This window comes from Flavobacterium sp. W22_SRS_FK3 (genome assembly GCF_052113665.1).
Taxonomy (GTDB): domain Bacteria; phylum Bacteroidota; class Bacteroidia; order Flavobacteriales; family Flavobacteriaceae; genus Flavobacterium.
The window spans coordinates 1-18,225 of the sequence record NZ_JBGQOF010000017.1 but is presented as its reverse complement, the minus strand read 5'-3'; the positions used below and the strand labels follow the sequence as shown (position 1 = coordinate 18,225).

Below are 18,225 nucleotides of genomic sequence, written 5' to 3'. Positions count from 1 at the left end.
ATTTTTAAAAACTGTTATATGGAAAGTTAAATACTAATTTACTGGAAAACTAACCTTAAATTTTTATGATGAAACAATCAAATTGCAGAAAGAAAAGAATGCTTCTCATGCGTTTCTTTCTTACGAGTATTCTCTTTTTTGGCGGATATGTTTATTCGACCGCCCAAAATCAAAAAACACAAGTTACCGGAGTTATTATATCAAAATCAGATAACTTATCTCTCCCAGGGGTTTCGGTTATTGATGTAAGTGAGCCTAGAAATGGAGTTAATGCAGATTTTGATGGGCATTACTCTATAAATGTAAATAGCGGCACCACAACATTGCGATTTACTATGATTGGGTATAAGCCAGTCGAAGTAAAAGTAAATAACAGGACTTCCATAAATGTTGCCATGGATCTGGATGTGTCAAGTTTAGAGGAAGTTGTAGTTGTTGCTTATGGAACTCAAAAAAAGAGAAAAGTTATTGGCGCTATAGATCAGGTAAATAGTCAGGCTTTTGAAGGAAGACCAAGCGTTAATGCTACTCAGGCACTCCAGGGAAAAGCTCCTAGTTTGATCATTCAGCAGACCAACTCTGAGCCGGGTGCCGGTTTAAATATTAATATCAGAGGAATTAGTACATTAAATAACAATGGTCCTTTGATTGTAATTGACGGAATTGTAGGAGGAGATATTAATACTTTGAATCCTAATGATATAGATAGTGTCTCTGTATTAAAAGATGCAGGAAGTGCTGCAATTTATGGATCAAGAGCTAATAATGGAGTTGTTCTTATTACGACTAAAAAAGGGAGTAAAGGGAGGCCAATGACTGTGCAATATAGTAGCCTTGTAGGATATAATAACCCATTTTATTTTACCAAACCAGTTCATGGTTATGAAAATGCAATGTTGAGAAATGAGGCAGCTTACAATTCTGATGCTGCAAACGCGGTATTTACCTCAGATCAAATAGCTGAACTTAAAGCGAAAGGGGATACCGAGTGGTTTGCAGAAGAAATAGTAAAACCGGCGCTTCAGTTAAACCAAAATCTTTCTGTTTCAGGCGGGAATGAAAATTCTACTTATTTAGTTTCTTTAGGATATTTAGGTCAGGAAAGCAATTTTGTAGGACCAAAGAAGGGGATGGATCGCTACAATTTCAGAATAAATCTTACCAATGAGTTTGGGAAATTTAAATTGACATCTAGTTTAGCGTATGCAAAACAAAAAATTACAGATCACTCTTCCAGTACCGGTACCTTAATGGTAGATGCTTTCAGAGTTCCATTATATTATACACAAAAAGATGAAAGTGGTAATTATCTGACAAATGATGTATTACAGCAATTTAACTCTTTAGGAATTTTAGAACAGGGAGGTTTTAGAAAATATGATAATGATGATCTTTTTGGTTCTTTGAATGCAGAATTTAAATTGACGAGCTTCCTAAAAGTTAAAGGTGTATTTGGAGGACGTTTATGGAACGGCAGTATGTTTAGCAGAACAAAACAACTTGATTTTTCCCCATCAGGAGTTTACGGTGCAGACCGTGATACCAAGGATGAAACCACAAAAAGTCTTGACGTGAACACTCAATTTATGGTGGAATTTAACAAAAGCTTTGCTGGTGTTCATAACGTAGGTGCCATGATCGGTGTATCAAATGAAAATCACTCACACAGAGCAATTGGTCTTTATAAAAAATTTACAGATCCGGATTTGGGAATTCCGGGAACTGATACAGTTATTGGTGACGATTCATATAACTCTAACGGAACTAAACCTGACGGTAATTCAGCTTCTTCAAAAAACAGTCTTAATTCGCTGTTTGGCCGCGCCACATACGATTATAATGATAAATATTTTGCAGAAGTAAGCTTTAGATATGATGGTTCTTCAAAATTCAGGGAAGAAATAAGATGGGGTTTCTTTCCGGCAGCTACAGTAGGTTATGCACTTACAAAAGAAAACTTTATGGAAAACTACAGGGATAAGGTGGGTAATATTAAGCTAAAATCATCTTATGGAATTGTAGGGAATCAGAATGTTAGGGATTTTCAATATCAAACAACCTATTTTACTTTCCAGAATGCATACGCATTTAATAATTCTGGTGTAACCGGAACAGGATATAACTTTTCGAACGCTAATATTCAATGGGAAAAAGCTGCGACATTGAATGTTGGTCTGGAGGCCGATTTCTTTCAAGGTGCGTTGAGTTTCTCTTTCGATTATTTTGATAAAGTAACCAGGGATATCCTTGTTAAGCCACAGGTTCCTGGAGTTTTTGGTACGGATCTTCCGGATTTTAATGATGCTAAATTAGGAAATAGAGGATGGGAAATAAGTGCCACCTACAGGCATAAAGGCAAAGTTTTAAATCAAAGTTTAACGGTGAATATTGGAGATTCTAAAAACAAGGTACTTGAATATAGTGGTGGAGATGAAAGATTAACAGGTGTAGAAGAACTTCAGGTTTTACTTCGTGAAGGGCTGCCATATAATTCATACGTTGGTTTAAAAAGAGATGGCTATTTCCAAAATTGGGAAGAAATTCAGGGAGCTGCTGTTCCTAATGGATTATCCGTGCAGCCAGGTGACAACCGTTATGTAGATGCTAATAAGGATGGAAAGATTGATGATAATGACAAATTCATTTTTGGTAATCCTTTTCCACGATATACATTTGGAGCAACTTATACGGCAGATTACAAAAATTTCGATCTAAGTATTTTTATTCAGGGTGTTGGAAAAAGAACGATGATGATCAGAGGTGAACTAGTTGAGCCATTTCATTATAACTATGGTATGACCATGTACACCCATCAGTTGGATTACTGGACACCACAAAATCCGGATGCTCGATATCCGCGTTTGGCAAATAATGGTACACAATCTAATACGAATAACTTTAGAAACGGATCAGATATGTATTTATATGATGGCGCTTATGCCAGACTTAAAAATGTACAGTTAGGATATTCATTACCAAATCAGGTTACTGAGAAATTAGGTATGAGCCGTTTCCGTATGTATGTTTCGGGACAAAACCTGCTTACGTTATCAAAAGTGAAATTTGTGGATCCTGAGCTTTCTGAATTCAATAGTAACATGTCTCCTTCAGGAGCTAACAGCGGAAGAGCGTTTCCAACACAGGCTTATTACGGAATGGGTATTGATATTAGCTTTTAAAAAAAAATGAAAATGAGAAATTTACTTAAACAAATAAAATTCATACCAGTTGTATTATTGCTGCTGGTAAGCTGTGAAGATCTTGATCTTATACCTGAAGATAAATTTACCGATGCTACTTACTGGACAAGCGTAGCGAAGGCACAGACGTTTCTTAATACGGCATATTCACAAATGCAAAACAGCTCGCGTTTCTTTTACAACGAAGCTTTGTCTGATAATGCTTATAATGGAAGAGGGGATAATGAAGGAGCTGCATCTATGGCTGCTGGCATATATGACCCGTCTTTAGGAAGGCTAAAAAGTGAATGGAAAGACAGATATTCAGGAATTAAGACCTGTAATCTTATAATTGAAAATATAGATCGTGTACCAAATGCTGATCCGGCTGTAATTGCCAGAATGAAGGCTGAGGCGCGTTTCTTAAGAGCATTTCAGCACTTTCAATTGACGACATGGTTTGGTGATATTCCGTTACTTAAGAAAGATCCTTCTCTTCAGGAATCACAAACAATGACCCGTACTCCCCACGCAGAAGTGGTTGAGTATATATTAGATGAGCTCGATGCGATCATGCCATTATTGCCAAAAAATACTCAGTTAGCAGATACTGAAAGAGGAAGAATTACTGCCGGAGCTGCAGCAGCTCTAAAAGCAAGAGTGTTTTTATATGAAAGCAGATGGGAAGATGTTATCGAGACAACAGAGCAATTTATGGCCATGGCTTACGGTCAATACAGTCTTTTTTCATCTTATGAAGGTTTATTTCAGACAGCCAACGAATATAACAGTGAAGATATTTTGAGTTTGCAATATGTACCTATAGACAGAATGTGGGGAGAGTTTTTTGATATGGCACCAATATCTGCCGGAGCAAGATTAAATGCATTGGCACCGACCCAGGAATTGGTTGACAGTTATGTAATGCTTAACGGAAAAAGAATTAACGAAGCGGGTTCAGGTTACATTGAAAATAATCCATACATTAACAGAGATCCAAGACTTACAGCTACAGTAGTTTATGATCAATACAATTGGAAAGAAGCTGATGGAAGTTCTCACATCATTAACATCAAACCAGGTACTGGAGGCCCTGATGAATTTGTGCAAGGGTCTTCTGCAACGTCAACAGGTTATTATACCCGTAAATATTATGATGTACAACATTTAACGTCTTTAAATTCTGGATTAAATTTAATGCTTTTCCGTTATGCAGATATATTATTGATGTATGCAGAAGCTAAAAATGAATTAGGTCAAATGAATAGTACTGTTTGGGATCAGACCATTAAAGCTTTAAGAACCCGTGCAGGTTTTACAGATGCAGCTGCTTTATCTTTCAACAGTTCATTGGGTCAGCTTGCGCTTCAGGAAATCATAAGAAATGAACGCCGTACAGAATTTGGTATGGAAGGCTTAAGAATCTTTGATATCAGAAGATGGAAAATTGCCGAGGACGTATTAAATGGTTATGCCCATGGAGCAAAATTTGGACCTTCATCAATTGATAATGGTTATCTAAGAGTGAACTTAAGAAAATTTGACCCGGACAAGCATTATTTGTGGCCGGTACCAAGAGACGAGCGTTTGATCAACACTAATTTATCTCAAAATCCAAATTGGTAATATTAAATTAAAAATCTAAAAAATATAAAGATGAAAAATATATATTCAAAATTAGTATTAATTGTATGTGCAGTATTTCTTGTAAGCTGCGAGAACGATGACTCAATGAGCCATACAAAAGTAAGCGCTGTTAAAACGCTTTATGCACCTGAAAACAACAAATTTTTTGATCTTAACGCACAGAGTTCTGCAATATTTGAGTGGGAAGGAGCCAAAGCTGAAGATAATGGAGTAGTACTTTATGATGTGGTTTTCGACCGAGAAGACGGAGATTTTTCTAACCCTGTTTATATAATGCCTTCTGATGGCAAAGGATTTCAGCCAAGTTTAAATCTTTCTTTTATAGATTTGAACAAAATTGCAAAATTAGCAGGCATAGAATCAGAAACCCTTGGGAAGTTAAAGTGGACTGTTTACTCTTCTAAAGGAATAAATGTTGAAAAATCTACAGTTTCAAATGTAATTGAAATCCTAACACCAAGTGGATTTCCTGCTCCTGATCAGTTATTTATAACCGGTACAGGTTCTGAAACCGGAGAAGCAGTGGCTAATGCACAGGCTTTCAAAAAAACAGGTGCTAATACTTTTGAGATATATACGAAGCTGCAAGCCGGCAGTTATAAATTTATAACCAGAAAAAGCGGTACTCCTGAAGTTTTTTACATTAATGATGGTAAATTAAAACAAGACGGTGCTACAACTTATACCGGAGACAGTAAAGTATATAAAATAGCAGTTGATTTTACTAATGGTTCAACTAGTATGACGGAAATCAAAAAAGTAGAATTATGGTTCCCACCGCTAAGTCAGTATCTTTTTGAATATACTTACGCAGGAGGAGGAATCTGGAAAGCAGATAACAAACTTATTGTATTCAAACAAGAATCATGGGGTAGAGATGAGCGCTATAAATTTAAGTTTACAATAGTAAATGGTACTACAAGTGAGCAATGGTACGGAAGTACAAAAGGTGATAATAACAGACCAGATGCAAATACTCCTGCTTCATTTTGGTACATGGTTCCTGTAACTAATGATCCTTGGAATAATACTTTCAAATTTTCAGGTGCAGTAGATAACAAAAATGTAAATGCGGTAATCAATTTTAGTGCTTCAGTACCAGCTTACACTCACAGTTTTACAATTTTATAAATAAACCATGACGTCTCTTAAGGCTGTCCTTGAGAGACGTTATTTAAAATGAATTATATTATGAAAAGATTTTTTTCAAAAAGTTATAGTATTCTGTTTTTATCTGTTGTAGGATTGGGGCTATTGACCGTTTCATGCGAGGATGATGCAATTCCGTTACGCGATCCTAACAGTTCAGGTGATAATGATTTTATATACACCTGGGAAAAAACAGCAGATTCTTTACAGCTTTCTACTTATAATAATTATTTAGGATCCAACGGTACTTTTGTGGAAAATAATACCGGAAAGAGCACGTTTCATTATTGGCCTAATGCACACGCTCTTGATGTTTTGGTAGATGGATTTTTAAGAACAGGTGATAATAATTACAAAACCAAAATGAAAGCTTTGGTACAGGGGATTAAAGTAAAAAACGGTAATACCTATAACAACGTTTTTAACGATGACATGATCTGGCTGGCACTTTCAAGTCTTCGTGCTTATGATGCAACACAAGATCAGGAATATAAAGCTGTTGCCGAAGAATTATGGGGAAGAATAAAATTAAGCTGGAGCGACAATGTCTTTGGAGGAGGTATCACCTGGAAACAGGATACACCAAAGCAAAAAAATGCGGTATCTAATGCTCCTGCAGCTATTATTGCTCTAAGGCTTTATGATATAGACAAAAAAGCAGAAGATTTAGAATGGGCAAAGAAAATTTATGCATGGCAAAAAGCCAACTTAGTAGACCCTGTTACAGGCTTAGTGTGGGATAATATCTCAGAAGTAAATAATGTTGTGGTTACAAACAAGGACTGGGTATTTACTTATAACATGGGAACCTGGATAGGCGCCGGCTTAAGATTGTATAAAGCGACAAATGAGCAGACTTATCTTAACGATGCAGTAAAATCAGGAAGGTCAGTATTAACGAGTCCTAAATTAGTTTCAGAAGGTCTTTTGAGGGATGAAGGTCAGGGAGACGGTGGTTTGTTCAAAGGTATTTTGGTGCGTTATTTTACTGAACTTACTCAGCATCCAACCATCAATTCTACGGATAAGGAAAAGTTTGCAAATTTCTTAAAATTTAATGCTCAGACATTTTATAAAAAAGGAATTCAGAGACCAGCAATGTTCTCAGGGAATAATTGGAAAGTGGCTCCTGCTGCTGGTTCAAATACAGACCTTACAACGCAATTAAGCGGTGTAATGCTTATCGAAGCAGCAGCAAAACTGGATAAAGACGGATATTTTGATTAATTAAAAAGTGTTTGTTTTGTGTTGGTAATTTGTGTAATACCTGAAGGAGATGAGCTGCCTTCAGGTTTTGTAATATTTGTCTGACTGACATCAAAACATTGCTATAAAAATGCCTCATTTTAAATACTTGCCGAATTTCAAAAATAAAATATCATAATGAAAAATAAATTAACAATTATACTTTTCTTTTTTGCAGGCTTCGCATGTGTTTCACAATGGAAACCCCAAGGAGATAAAATAAAAACAAAATGGGCAGAACAGGTAGATCCTAATCATACGCTGACTGAATATCCACGACCAATAATGGAAAGGGAACAATGGAAAAATCTTAATGGCTTATGGAATTATGCTATACAAACTGTTGGACAAACAGCGCCAAAAGGATATGACGGAAAAATACTCGTTCCTTTTGCTGTTGAATCAAGCCTTTCGGGAGTAATGAAATCTGTAGGTTCCGAAAAAGAAGTTTGGTATGAGACCAATTTTACCATAGATAATAATTGGAAAAATAAAGATATTTTATTACATTTTGGCGCAGTAGACTGGAAAACAGAAGTGTGGGTTAATGATGTAAAAATTGGAACACATACTGGAGGTTTTACGCCATTTAATTTCAATATAACGCCGTTCCTGAATAGCAAATCTCAAAAGTTGGTTGTTAAGGTTTGGGATCCCACAAGCGATGGGACACAGCCAAGAGGTAAACAGGTTAAAAATCCTGAATCAATTTGGTACACACCTGTTACAGGAATTTGGCAAACGGTATGGTTGGAACCAGTAAGCAAAAAACACATTAATAATCTAAGAACAACACCCGATATTGATCGCAATGTTGTTAATGTCACACCAGAAATACAAGAAAGTACAGAAGGAGATATTGTCGAAATTACAGTTTTTGATGGAGCAAACACAATTGCTTCAGAAAGAGCCGTTGCAGGCCAGTCTTTGGATATTGTTTTAAATAATCCAAAATTATGGTCACCGGATTCTCCATTTTTGTATGATGTAAAAGTTAAACTCATTAGCAAAGGCAAAATCGTAGATGAGGTAAAAAGTTATTTTGCCATGCGTAAGATTTCTTCAAAAAGAGATGATAATGGTATTGTCAGAATGCAGTTGAATAATAAAGATTGTTTTCAGTTTGGTCCTCTTGATCAGGGATGGTGGCCTGACGGATTATACACGGCACCAACAGACGAAGCATTAAAATACGATATTGTAAGAACTAAAGAGTTAGGTTTTAATATGATTAGAAAGCATGTTAAAATAGAACCAGCAAGATGGTACACGAATTGTGATAAAATGGGTATTTTAGTATGGCAGGATATGCCAAACGGAGACGCAGGTCCAATTTGGCAAATGCACAACTATTTTGATGGAAATGAATTAAAAAGGACTGCACAATCTGAAGTAATATACAAAAAAGAATGGCGAGAAATTATGGACCATTTATATTCTTATCCAAGTATTGTAGTTTGGATTCCGTTTAATGAAGCCTGGGGACAATTTAAAACTGTCGAGATTACAGAATGGACTAAGAATCATGATCCAAGCCGATTGGTAAATTCTTCAAGCGGAGGAAATCATTTTCAAACTGGAGATATGTTAGATATTCATCATTATCCCGGGCCTGAATTAAAATTGTATGATGCCCGGAGAATCACGGTTTTGGGAGAATATGGCGGAATAGGCTTTCCGGTAACTGGGCATCTTTGGCAAACTGATAAAAATTGGGGTTACACTCAGTTTAAGAATACAGAGGAAACAACGGCTAAATACAAAGAATATGCAGATAAGCTGATTGCCTTGGCAAAAGTTGGTTTTTCAGCAGCGGTATATACACAAACAACTGATGTTGAGGGAGAAGTAAATGGTTTTATGACTTATGATCGTAAAGTAGATAAAATGAATTTTTCTGAAGTAAATAAAATAAATAAAGAAGTTATTAATGCTATAAATAATTAAGTTTTGGTAAAAAATAAAAATATCATTGTCCTTGTACTCTTCGCCTTTGTTTTTGTCAGCGCACAAAATAAGGAAGTAATAACACCGCAACAGCCTATAGATTGGGTAAATCCTCTAGTAGGTACAGATTCTGATTATGGCATATCAAACGGTAATACCTATCCTGCCATTGCTATGCCATGGGGAATGAATTTCTGGACGCCACAGACAGGAAGTATGGGCGATGGATGGTCTTATACTTATAAATCAAACCGAATTAAAGGCTTCAAACAAACACATCAGCCTTCACCCTGGATGAACGATTATGGTCAGTTTTCGATTATGCCTGTTACTGGTGAATTGAAGTTTAAGGAAGAAGACAGACAAAGCTGGTTTTCTCATAAAGCGGAAACCGTTACGCCTTATTATTACAGTGTGTATCTGGCAGATCATAATGTAACAACAGAAATCACGCCAACGGAAAGAGCTGCAAGATTTCGATTTACTTTTCCGGAAGCTGAAAAAGCGTATGTAGTTATTGATGCATTTGACAAAGGATCTTACGTGAAAATTATCCCTTCTGAAAGAAAAATTATTGGTTATACGACTAAAAACAGCGGAGGTGTTCCGGAAAATTTCAAAAACTATTTTGTAATTATTTTTGATAAGGATTTTGAAGTAAATTCAACTTTTAACGGAGCCGTTTTAGGAAATGCTTTAGAAATGAAAGCAGATCATGCCGGAGCCGTAATTGGATTTAAAACTAAGGCAGGAGAAAAAGTAAATGCTAAGGTGGCTTCATCCTTCATAAGTTATGATCAAGCTGAATTAAATTTAAAGGAAATCGGAAACAGTACTTTTGATCAGCTTAAAGAAAAAGGAAAAGGAATCTGGAACAAAGAATTGAGCAGAATAAAAGTAGATGGAGGGACACCAGATCAAATAGGAACTTTTTATTCCTGCTTATACAGATCGCTTCTTTTTCCGAGAAAGTTTTATGAATACGATCAAAATAACAAAGTAGTACATTACAGTCCGTATAACGGAAAAGTTTTGCCGGGTTATATGTTTGTTGATACTGGTTTTTGGGACACTTTTAGGGCTTTATATCCATTTTTAAATTTGATGTATCCGGAATTGAATACACAAATGCAGGAAGGTCTGTCAAATGCGTTTAACGAAAGTGGCTGGCTTCCTGAATGGTCTAGTCCAGGATTAAGGGATATTATGGTTGGCAACAATTCTGCATCTATTGTGTCAGAAGGGTATTTAAAAAGTGGTAAAGTAAAAAATTACGATATCGAAAATCTCTACAAAGCATTGAAACATGGTGCGAATAATCAGGGTCCACTAAAAGCTGTAGGACGAGCAGGCGTCGACTCTTATAATTCGTTAGGATATGTTCCTCACGATGAAATTAATGAAAGTGCCGCCAGAACATTAGAATATGCTTATGATGATTTTGCGATTTACCAATTGGCGAAAGCCCTAAACAAACCACAATCAGAAATTGATTTGTATAAAAGGAGAAGTTTAAATTACAAGAATCTTTTTGATCCGAAATACAATCTGATGCATCCTAAAAATAAGGATGGAAAATTTATGGAGCCTTTTGATCCTTTTCAATGGTTTAATGGATTTACCGAGGGGAACAGCTGGCATTACTCGTGGTCTGTTTTTCATGATGTACAAGGTTTAGTCGATTTAATGGGGGGGAATAAGGTTTTTAATTATCAATTAGATAAAGTTTTTTCTTTACCACCCGTTTTTGCTACAAAAGATTTTAAAGATGGCGTAATTCACGAAATGAGAGAAATGCAGATTGCAAACATGGGACAATATGCACATGGAAATCAGCCTATTCAGCATATGATTTACCTTTATAATTATGCAGGAGAACCCTGGAAAGCACAATATTGGGTAAGAGAAACCATTAACAGAATGTACCATGCAACACCGGATGGTTATTGCGGAGATGAAGATAACGGACAGACTTCGGCCTGGTATGTTTTCTCTTCGTTAGGATTTTATCCGGTTACTCCGGCTTCTGATCAATATGTTATAGGTGCTCCATTATTTAAAAAAGTGACAATTAAGCTTGAAAATGGTAATACCATAACGATAAATGCTGCTGCTAATAATGAACAGAATCGATATATTAAAGGGATGAAATTTAATGGAAAAACCTATTCGAAAAACTGGCTTAGCCACTCTGAATTAATGAAAGGAGCCAAGCTTGACTTTGATATGTCGGCAACACCAAATAACAAAAGAGGAATTAACAAAGATGATTTTCCATATTCATTATCTAATGAATAGCAGAAATTCTGTTTTTAAAATTTTAAAATATACAAAATGCAAAGAAGAAAATTTATCCAGAATACTGCTTTATTCGGCAGCTTAGCCCTTATTAATCCTATGGAAATAATTGCTGGAACAAGGGCGATTATTGATTTCCCTATCGTGAGAGTTGCAAAAGAAAAAAGAAATTTTGAAAGCGATTTTATTGAAAAAACAATTGCTGAGTTTCAAAAGAATGTAAAAGATAAAGAACTGGGATGGTTATTCAATAACTGTTTTCCAAATACACTTGATACAACTGTAACCTATTCGCAAAAAAATGGAAAACCGGATACGTATGTTATCACGGGCGATATTGATGCCATGTGGTTAAGGGATAGCTCTGCTCAGGTATGGCCTTATATGGCTTTTGCAAACAAAGATATTAAACTAAAAAACCTTATTGCAGGAGTTATAAACAGGCAGACAGAATACATTTTGAAAGATCCTTATGCCAATGCCTTCTATAATGACCCTAATAAAAAAGGAGAGTGGACCACCGATCATACAGACATGAAACCAGGTGTACACGAAAGAAAATATGAAATAGATTCACTTTGCTATCCAATTAGGCTTGCTTATAATTACTGGAAAAATACGGGAGACGTTGCCCCTTTTGATGAAAATTGGGTAAAAGCAATTAAGGAAACGCTAAAAGTATTTAGAGACCAACAGCAAAAAGATGGTAAAAACCCATATACATTTCAAAGAACAACACAGTTTGCCACTGATACAAGGCCATTAAAAGGGTATGGATATCCAGTAAAACCAGTTGGTCTTGTTTGTTCTGCTTTCAGACCAAGCGATGATGCTACTGTTTTTTCTTTCCTTATTCCATCTAACTTTTTTATTGTAGTCAGTATGAAACAAGCTGCAGAAATGATGGAAACCATTAAAAAGGACACTACTACGGCAAAAGACTTAAGAGCTTTAGGAGATGAGGTAGAAAAAGCAATTAAAGAATATGCAGTAGTAAAACATCCTAAATATGGAAATATTTTCGCTTTTGAAGTTGATGGTTTTGGAAGTCATTTGCTTATGGATGATTCGAATGTGCCTAGTTTATTAAGTCTTCCTTATTTGGATGCCATAGATGTAAATGATTCAACGTATCAAAATACCAGAAAATTTATCCTTTCAGAAGATAATCCTTTTTTCTTTAAAGGAAAAGTAGCTGAAGGAGTTGGAGGACCACACGTGGGTATGGACTTTATATGGCCAATGTCCATAGTAATGAGGGCTTATACAACTACTGATCAAAATGAAATTAAAGAATGCATTAGAATGCTTAAAGCTTCTCATGGAGGAACTGGTTTCATGCATGAAGGTTTTCATAAAGATGATGCTAAAAATTATACAAGGGATTGGTTTGCATGGACAAATACATTGTTTGGGGAATTATTATGGGATACTTATAAAAAGCACCCAAAACTACTTGAATTATAGCTGATTAAAACGTTTTAATTTTTATATAAAATGATAAAATTTCACAAGAATATTTTTCTTGCTGCCATTTCTATGTCAATTTTTGGCTTGAATGTGGCTGCCCAGAAATCAGGCGGAGGCCATGCTAAAGGAAAATATACCGCTTTAGTAAATCCTTTTATTGGCACAGCTCCATTGTTAGATACTAAAATAATAGGATACACTCCGCCGGCAGATATGCGTGTTTGGGCAGGTTTGGTTTTTCCGGGTTCATCCGTTCCAAATGCAATGGTACAGTTAAGTCCAATGACAAAATACAGATCGGGAGCAGGTTACGAGTATGAAGATACGGAGATTTTAGGATTTACACATACTAATAAAGGACATTGGAATCTTTGTCATATTCCGCTTTTACCAGTTCCCGATGGTGCTTCTTTTCCATATAAATCATCCTTTAGCCATGATCAGGAAAAAGCAAGCCCTGCTTATTATGAAGTGTATTTAAAGGACTACAATGTTCAGGTAAAATTAACTTCAACATTACGTTGTGGTGTACACGAATATACATTTAAAAATAACAAAGGCAGAAAAGTACTTTTTGATCTTGGAAAAGCAAATAACCATGTTGATGACTGGCAAATCAAACAGGAAAATTCCAATGCCGTAAGCGGTTTTCAAAGAACTGGAGGCGAAAAAATATATTTTTATGCAACGCTAAGCAGTCCAATTGAAAGATTAGATACTAAAGATATTGCCAAAAGTGGCGGCTATACATTAGTAAATATTAAAGATGACGATGCAAAACCAGTCACAGTAAAAATTGCGTTGTCGTTTGTGAGTGTAGAAAATGCAGCTGAAAATTTGAAAACCGAAGTAGGAGACAAAAGCTTTGCAAAAGTTTTTGATGGAGGAAGCTTGGAGTGGGAAAAGTTGCTTTCTAAAATCCAGGTTAAAGGCGGTACTGAACAACAAAATATAATGTTCTATAGCATGCTGTACAGATCCTTCTTGTGGCCGGCTTTGCGAAGCGATGTCAACGGACAGTTTACAGATGAAACCGGAAAAGTGCGAAAAGAAAGTTACCATTATTATACACTTCCTTCATTATGGGATGATTACAGAAATAAATTGGTTTTGATAAGCATTTTCTCTCCGGATGTTACCGCTGATATTATTAGCTCAATGATAAACGAAGGAGAGATTAAAGGCTTTATGCCTACGTTCTTTCACGGAGATCATGCAGCATCTTTTATTGCAGGCTCTTATATGAGGGGAATTAGAAATTATGATGTAAAAAAAGCTTACGAATTATTATTAAATAACGCTTACAAAGAAGGCGGTACAAGACCTCATATCTCAGAATACATTGCTTTAGGATACGTGCCAGAACAAGATATTAAAGATCCAAAAGTAGAAACGAAAGGAAATGCCGGAGTCACCAAAACTCTTGAATATGCTTATGATGATCACGCACTTTCGTTATTGGCAAAAGAGCTTAATGATACCGAGCATTACAACGATTTGGTTAAACGTTCTAAGAATTATGCAAATGTTTTTGATAAATCGACAACTTTCATGCGAGGCAAACTTGCCGATGGTAAGTGGGTTACACCATTTAATACGGAGTTTCCTTATTATGAGTATATGTACAGAGAAGCTAATGCATGGCAGTTATCCTTCTTTGCACTGCAGGATATGCCAGGATTAGTGAAGCTTTACGGTGGCGATAAATTATTTGAAGCGAAGCTCGATGAATTTTTTACCAAGCCATGGAATCCAAATTATATTGCATGGAATATATCAGGATTTATCGGACAGTATTGTCATGGAAACCAACCGGATCACGAAGCACCGTTTTCGTATTATTTTGTAAATAAACCTGAAAAATCACAAAAACGAATAGACGAAATATTGGATACAATGTACGGTATTGGACCAGAAAAACTGGCTATGAGTGGTATGGATGATGCGGGTGAAATGTCTTCGTGGTATGTGTTTGGAGCTCTAGGACTTTACCCGTTATCACCAGCCGATCCTGAATATATCGTAACAGTTCCAATTTTTAAGGAAGTAGCATGGACAACACCTGAAGGAAAAAAAGTAATAATAAAAAATCCTAATGCTAAAAGAGATCTGCAAGCTATTAAAGTAAATGGTTCTAAAATTGAAAATTATTTCATTTCGCACGATTTGTTTAAAAATGGCGGTGAAATTCAAGTTATCACTAAATAATAGAATTTTCTAGATAAAATAACCTCCCCTTGAAAATGGAGTGTTATTCATTTAAAAGCGATTTATATGAAAAAAATTAAATTATTAGCTTACTTGTTTTTGCTTTTTGGAGGATATAATAGCTATTCACGGAATAAAAGTTTTGCACTTACCTCTCCAAATGGTGAAATAAAAATATCGATTAATTTGGGTAATAAAATTTATTATTCGATTTTAACAGGAAACGAAGAGCTATTATCAAAAAATCATTTAGGATTAGTGCTGAAAAATGAAACTTTAGGTGTAAATCCTAAATTAGTAAACAGTAAAACGGGAAAAGTAAATGAGATGATAAAACCGATAGTACCGCTTAAATTTTCAACGGTTTCGAATTCATACAATTATTTATTGTTGAATTTTAAAGGAAATTATTCAGTTGAATTCCGTGCTTTTGATGAAGGTGTTGCTTACCGATTTATTACTTCTAAAAAAGGTGATATTGAAGTAATAAATGAAGACTTTTCGATTAATCTTTCAGAAGATTATCTGCTTCATTTACAACAGACAGGAAGCTTTAAAACATCTTGTGAAGAAGAATATTCACATATTGACTTAAAAGACTGGAAAGCTTCTGATAAAATGTCCTCACTTCCGATTTTAGCAGATTCTAAGAAACAATATAAGATATTAATAAGTGAATCTGATTTGTCTGATTATCCGGGAATGTTTTTAAAAAGAGAACGAAACGGCATTGTATCAATATTTCCAAAAGTTCCTTTAGAGTTTGGCCCTGACGGAGATAGAAGCCTTAAAATTTTAAAAGAAGCCGATTACATTGCAAAAACTTCAGGAACAAGAAGTTTTCCATGGCGTTATTTTGTAATCACTAAGAATGACAAACAGCTTATTGAAAATACCATGACATTGAAACTCGCTCCAAAAAGCGAGATTAAAGATTCTTCCTGGATAAAACCGGGACAGGCCAGCTGGGAATGGTGGAATGGTGCGACACCTTATGGACCAGATGTGAATTTTGTGTCTGGGTATAATTTAAACACTTATAAATATTTTATTGATTTTGCTTCAAAATTTGGTATCAAATACATCATTATGGATGAAGGGTGGGCAAAAAGTACCGAAGATCCTTATTCGCCTAATCCTGAGGTCGATGTTCAGGAATTGATTCGCTACGGAAAAGAAAAAAAAGTTGGTATAGTTTTATGGCTTACTTGGCTTACTGTGGATAAAAACATGGAACTTTTTAAAATCTTTAGCGAGTGGGGGGTAGTGGGAGTAAAAATTGACTTTATGGATCGTAGTGATCAGGTGATGGTCAATTATTATGAAAAAGTCATTAAAGAAGCCGCCAAATATCAAATATTTGTAGATTTTCATGGCGCGTTCAAACCAGCAGGTCTCGAATACAAATATCCAAATTTAATTTCTTACGAAGGTGTTAGAGGAATGGAACAAATGGGAGGCTGTACACCTGATAATAGTTTGTATTTTCCTTTTATACGTAATGCCGTTGGACCAATGGATTATACTCCTGGCGCTATGATTAGTATGCAGCCTGAAGTCTATAGATCAGAACGTCCTAATTCTGCCAGTATAGGTACAAGAGCTTATCAAATGGCATTATTTGTTGTTTTTGAGAGCGGTTTGCAAATGCTTGCAGATAATCCAACACTTTATTATCGTGAAAAGGAATGTACAAAATTTATAACATCGGTTCCTACAACATGGGATGAAACGGTTGCTTTAGAAGCAAAGGCAGGAGAATATGCAATTGTAGCCAAAAGGAAAGGTTCTAAATGGTTCATAGGCGGTATAACTAACAATGATGTAAAAGAAAGAACTTTTAAACTAAATCTAAGCTTTTTAAAATCAGGGAAATCATACAGCTTAATTTTATTTGAAGATGGAATTAACGCAGGATATCAGGCAATGGATTATAGAAAAAAGAATACTAATGTTACCAGTAATGATGTTATTACAGTAAAAATGGTTAAAAACGGCGGTTGGGCTGCAGTTTTTGAAGAAATTTTAAAAAAAAATAACTAAGACTATGAACAAAATACTTTTATGGTCGATTGCGGCAGTTTTTGCAGGTTTCTTATTGGGATTTGATACGGTTGTGATTTCTGGTGCTGATAAAAAATTATAGGAATTATGATATACATCAGATGTTTTTCATGAATCTGTAGTAATGGCTATGGCATTGTGGGGAACTGTTGTTGGAGCCATTTTAAGGGGAATTCAAACAAATACATTAGGAAGAAAGAAAACACTTATTTGGATTAGGGTTTAATTTTTAGTATCAGCTGTTGGTTCATCATTGGCAAATTATCCGTGAACTTTTATATTTTTTTGCTTTCTGGGCGGATTAGCTATTGGCGCTTCAAAATAGCCGCACCAGCATACGTGTCAGAAATTGTGCCAGCAAAAGACCGAAGAAGATTTGGACATGCAACAAAAAGTCGGACATTTTTTTTAAGACCTATGCTACACTTTTAATTTTATAAAATTCTAGTTCCATTTCTTTAGGTGTTTTATATCCCAAAGAAGAATGCAAACGTTTTCTATTATACCATACTTCTATATATTCAAAGACTGCTAATTTAGCTTCTTCAATGGTTGTGAATTTACGCTGATATATAAGTTCTGCTTTAAGGGTCTTGAAAAAACTTTCAGCTACAGCATTATCCCAACAATTAGCTTTTCTACTCATACTTTGAGTGATTAAAGTATTTTTATTAATCAATTTTCTGAATTCTATCGAAGCATATTGTATTCCTCTATCTGAATGAAAAAGTAAAGATTCTGTTATTTCTCTTTTTGATACTGCCATTTTCCAAGCTGGAATAATCGTTTGATCGGTATACATTCGTGTGCTTAATGACCATCCTATAACCTGCCTGTCATAGAAATCAATAATAGTAGTAAGATATAACCAGCCGGCAGCTGTTCTTATATAGGTTATATCAGACACCCAAACCTCATTAAGTGATTTTGGTGTAAAATTTTATTGAGATGATTACTGCACACTGGATATCGATGATTAGAATCTGTGGTTACTTTAAAGCGTCTTTTAAGTTTACTT

At 35.4% G+C, this 18,225-nt stretch carries 9 protein-coding genes and 2 pseudogenes; 10 read left to right on the top strand and 1 reads right to left on the bottom strand.

What is annotated here, in order from left to right:
- Nucleotides 1–65: 65 nt before the first annotated feature.
- The 10 genes and pseudogenes from ACEN2I_RS15825 to ACEN2I_RS15780 form a co-directional block, all read left to right on the top strand.
- A complete protein-coding gene (locus ACEN2I_RS15825) occupies nucleotides 66–3,179 on the top strand; it encodes a SusC/RagA family TonB-linked outer membrane protein (protein WP_441767072.1) in 3,114 nt (1,037 codons plus the stop codon).
- Between the two features lie 12 nt (nucleotides 3,180–3,191).
- A complete protein-coding gene (locus ACEN2I_RS15820; protein ID WP_441767071.1) occupies nucleotides 3,192–4,805 on the top strand; it encodes a RagB/SusD family nutrient uptake outer membrane protein in 1,614 nt (537 codons plus the stop codon).
- Between the two features lie 30 nt (nucleotides 4,806–4,835).
- Complete coding sequence (locus ACEN2I_RS15815) at nucleotides 4,836–5,957, top strand: SusE domain-containing protein (protein ID WP_441767070.1); 1,122 nt, start codon at nucleotides 4,836–4,838, stop codon at nucleotides 5,955–5,957.
- 60 nt (nucleotides 5,958–6,017) lie between these two features.
- Nucleotides 6,018–7,202 carry a glycoside hydrolase family 76 protein gene (locus tag ACEN2I_RS15810; protein WP_441767069.1) on the top strand — a complete coding sequence of 395 codons (1,185 nt, stop codon included), beginning with the start codon at nucleotides 6,018–6,020 and terminating at the stop codon, nucleotides 7,200–7,202.
- A gap of 156 nt (nucleotides 7,203–7,358) precedes the next feature.
- Nucleotides 7,359–9,167: a glycoside hydrolase family 2 protein gene (locus tag ACEN2I_RS15805; protein WP_441767068.1), complete on the top strand. Its 1,809-nt coding sequence runs from the start codon at nucleotides 7,359–7,361 to the stop codon at nucleotides 9,165–9,167.
- Nucleotides 9,168–9,170: 3 nt separating this feature from the next.
- Nucleotides 9,171–11,465, top strand: coding sequence for a GH92 family glycosyl hydrolase (locus tag ACEN2I_RS15800; protein WP_441767067.1), 2,295 nt, complete (start codon nucleotides 9,171–9,173; stop codon nucleotides 11,463–11,465).
- Between the two features lie 36 nt (nucleotides 11,466–11,501).
- Nucleotides 11,502–12,932: a glycoside hydrolase family 125 protein gene (locus ACEN2I_RS15795; RefSeq protein ID WP_441767066.1), complete on the top strand. Its 1,431-nt coding sequence runs from the start codon at nucleotides 11,502–11,504 to the stop codon at nucleotides 12,930–12,932.
- A gap of 30 nt (nucleotides 12,933–12,962) precedes the next feature.
- Nucleotides 12,963–15,143 (top strand): GH92 family glycosyl hydrolase, encoded by a 2,181-nt coding sequence (locus ACEN2I_RS15790; RefSeq protein WP_441767065.1) that lies wholly within the window; start codon nucleotides 12,963–12,965, stop codon nucleotides 15,141–15,143.
- A 66-nt stretch (nucleotides 15,144–15,209) separates the two neighbouring features.
- Nucleotides 15,210–17,186, top strand: coding sequence for a glycoside hydrolase family 97 protein (locus ACEN2I_RS15785; protein WP_441767064.1), 1,977 nt, complete (start codon nucleotides 15,210–15,212; stop codon nucleotides 17,184–17,186).
- Nucleotides 17,187–17,190: 4 nt separating this feature from the next.
- A pseudogene (locus ACEN2I_RS15780) lies at nucleotides 17,191–17,582 on the top strand (MFS transporter); the annotation flags it as partial.
- A 40-nt stretch (nucleotides 17,583–17,622) separates the two neighbouring features.
- Here ACEN2I_RS15780 and ACEN2I_RS15775 read toward each other — a convergent pair.
- A pseudogene (locus ACEN2I_RS15775) lies at nucleotides 17,623–18,135 on the bottom strand (IS3 family transposase); the annotation flags it as partial.
- Nucleotides 18,136–18,225 lie beyond the last annotated feature (90 nt).

What these genes read in the sequence shown, in the direction of transcription:
- ACEN2I_RS15825 (WP_441767072.1), top strand. Translation starts at nt 66, where the DNA reads ATGATGAAACAATCAAATTGCAGAAAGAAAAGAATGCTTCTCATGCGT.
- ACEN2I_RS15820 (WP_441767071.1), top strand. Translation starts at nt 3,192, where the DNA reads ATGAGAAATTTACTTAAACAAATAAAATTCATACCAGTTGTATTATTG.
- ACEN2I_RS15815 (WP_441767070.1), top strand. Translation starts at nt 4,836, where the DNA reads ATGAAAAATATATATTCAAAATTAGTATTAATTGTATGTGCAGTATTT.
- ACEN2I_RS15810 (WP_441767069.1), top strand. Translation starts at nt 6,018, where the DNA reads ATGAAAAGATTTTTTTCAAAAAGTTATAGTATTCTGTTTTTATCTGTT.
- ACEN2I_RS15805 (WP_441767068.1), top strand. Translation starts at nt 7,359, where the DNA reads ATGAAAAATAAATTAACAATTATACTTTTCTTTTTTGCAGGCTTCGCA.
- ACEN2I_RS15795 (WP_441767066.1), top strand. Translation starts at nt 11,502, where the DNA reads ATGCAAAGAAGAAAATTTATCCAGAATACTGCTTTATTCGGCAGCTTA.
- ACEN2I_RS15790 (WP_441767065.1), top strand. Translation starts at nt 12,963, where the DNA reads ATGATAAAATTTCACAAGAATATTTTTCTTGCTGCCATTTCTATGTCA.
- ACEN2I_RS15785 (WP_441767064.1), top strand. Translation starts at nt 15,210, where the DNA reads ATGAAAAAAATTAAATTATTAGCTTACTTGTTTTTGCTTTTTGGAGGA.